Consider the following 1,970-nt stretch of genomic DNA (forward strand, 5'->3'; position numbering starts at 1 on the left):
CGCGGTCCTCGGCAACGCGCTGCTCAACCGACCGAGCCACCGATTGGTCGACTCGCTGGAGGCGCTGTTCGCGTGTCTGCATCCGGACCGCGCCGAGGCGCCGCCCGCCGCGGTCGACCGGATCGGACGGGTCGGCGACGCGGCCGCACGCACCGCCGGCGCCGACGCTCGGTGAGTCGTTCCGCCGGTCGCCGCTTCAGCTCTCCGCGCGGTCGCGGAGCGCACCGAGCGCGTCGGCGTTCCGGAGGTCCTCAACCGTGCAGTACACGCGCCCCGGACCCCGTTCGCGTCGTTCTCGACCGGCGCATCGAGCGGGACGAGTTCGTCGAACGCGAAGACGACGACGACCCGCTCCTCGGAGAAGGGATCGATCAGCGCCGCCCAGTCGCCCTCGTCCATCGGGCCGGGCTCGCCGCGGGTCTGTTCGGTCCGGTCGACGACGCGGGCGTAGTGGGTGATCGCCGACACCGGTGCGGTCCGGTAAAAGGCCATGTAGTCGAAGTCGGTGCGGGTGCGGTCGTACGACCGCGGCGCGGGGTAGAACCCCTCGCGGCAGCGCTCGAACGTGTCTGGTTGCGTCGCGACGACGCAGACCCGCGCGTCGCCGGGGGCGTCGTCGGCCGGCGCGTCGGCGGCGAATCGGTCGAGGTCCATCGCGTTCCGCGGTAGCCGCCGGACGCGGATATATCCGCGCTCGGCACGTACCGATCTCATGGCACGCAGCGCGGCGAGCGAACGCGATACCCCCCGCGAGCGCGACGGTTCCCGCCCCGACGACTCGGCGGGTCCCTCCCCGCCGGCGCTCGCGATCGAGGGCGTCTCGAAGCGGTTCGGCGGCGGCGCGGAGTCGGTGCTCGCGGTCGACGACATCAGCCTGACCGTCGAGCGCGGCTCGATCGTCGGCCTCCTCGGCCCGAACGGGGCCGGCAAGACGACCCTGATCAAGTGCGCGCTCGGGATCGTCCTCCCCGACGCCGGCTCCGTCCGGGTGTTCGGCACGGACGTGGGCGACGGCCGTCGGGCGGCGTACGCCGACGTCGACGCGATGCTGGAGGGCGCGCGCAACGACTACTGGCGGCTCACCGTCCGGGAGAACCTGCGGTACTTCGCGACGATCGCCGGCGTCGACCCGGACTCGGTACAGGCCCGGCACGACAGGCTGCTCGACCGGCTCGAACTGACGGAGAAGGCAGACACCCCGGTCCGGGACCTCTCCCGGGGGATGAAACAGAAGGTGTCGCTGGCGAGCGTGCTCGCGGGCGGCGCGGAGCTCGTCTTCCTCGACGAGCCGACGCTCGGGCTCGACATCGAGAGCTCCCGGACGCTGCGGCGGGAACTCCGCCGGCTCGCGCGGGACGAGGGGCTCACCATCGTCCTCAGCAGCCACGACATGGGCGTCATCGAGGACGTCTGCGACCGCGTGGTGATGATGGCGGACGGCCGAATCGTCGCCGACGACACCGTCGCGGCGCTCCGCTCCGGGACCGAGCGCGACGCCGTCCGGGTCGTCAGCGCCGACATCGACGACGCGGCCGTCGCGACCCTCCGGGAGCGGTTCGACGTGCGGGCGGTCGAGACCGGTCTCGGCCCGGTCGCGCTCGACGAGGGCGAACGCGACGGAGTCGGCTCGACCGCCGTCGAGGTCGCCGCCGCGGGCGACGCCCTCTACGACCTCATGGACGCGCTCCGCGAGGCGGGCGTCACGGTGGAGGACATCGGGACCGTCCGCCCCGAGCTGGAGGACGTGTTCGTCGACCTCACCGGGACGGGGCCGGGCGGGGGCGCGGCGGGCGAGGTCGGTTTCGACGGCACGGACTCGCGGGGGCGGTCGCCGTGAGCGGCGACGCGGAACCGACCTCGACCGCCGCCAGCCCCTCGGCGTCGGCCGGCGCCGACCCCGCCGACGAGCCGCGTCCGGCCACGTACCTGTCGCTTAAACACAGCTGCCGCTGCCGCCGGGACACCTTGGG

Annotated in this window: 1 protein-coding gene and 2 pseudogenes; 2 read left to right on the forward strand and 1 reads right to left on the reverse strand. The window is 73.7% G+C overall.

The genetic code is table 11. The features are described from left to right. A pseudogene (locus tag OQF71_RS14430) lies at nt 1-175 on the forward strand (cobalamin-binding protein); the annotation flags it as partial. Between the two features lie 21 nt (nt 176-196). Here OQF71_RS14430 and OQF71_RS14435 read toward each other — a convergent pair. Further along, a pseudogene (locus tag OQF71_RS14435) lies at nt 197-654 on the reverse strand (hypothetical protein). 58 nt (nt 655-712) lie between these two features. Here OQF71_RS14435 and OQF71_RS14440 point away from each other — a divergent pair. Beyond that, complete coding sequence (locus tag OQF71_RS14440) at nt 713-1,837, forward strand: ABC transporter ATP-binding protein (RefSeq protein WP_280588508.1); 1,125 nt, start codon at nt 713-715, stop codon at nt 1,835-1,837. Nucleotides 1,838-1,970 lie beyond the last annotated feature (133 nt).

The sequence above is a fragment of the Halorubrum sp. Boch-26 genome (assembly GCF_029889805.1).
Classification (GTDB): Archaea; Halobacteriota; Halobacteria; order Halobacteriales; family Haloferacaceae; genus Halorubrum.

Excerpts from the sequence above, each read along its gene's own strand:
- OQF71_RS14440 (WP_280588508.1), top strand. The coding sequence starts at position 713 with ATGGCACGCAGCGCGGCGAGCGAACGCGATACCCCCCGCGAGCGCGAC.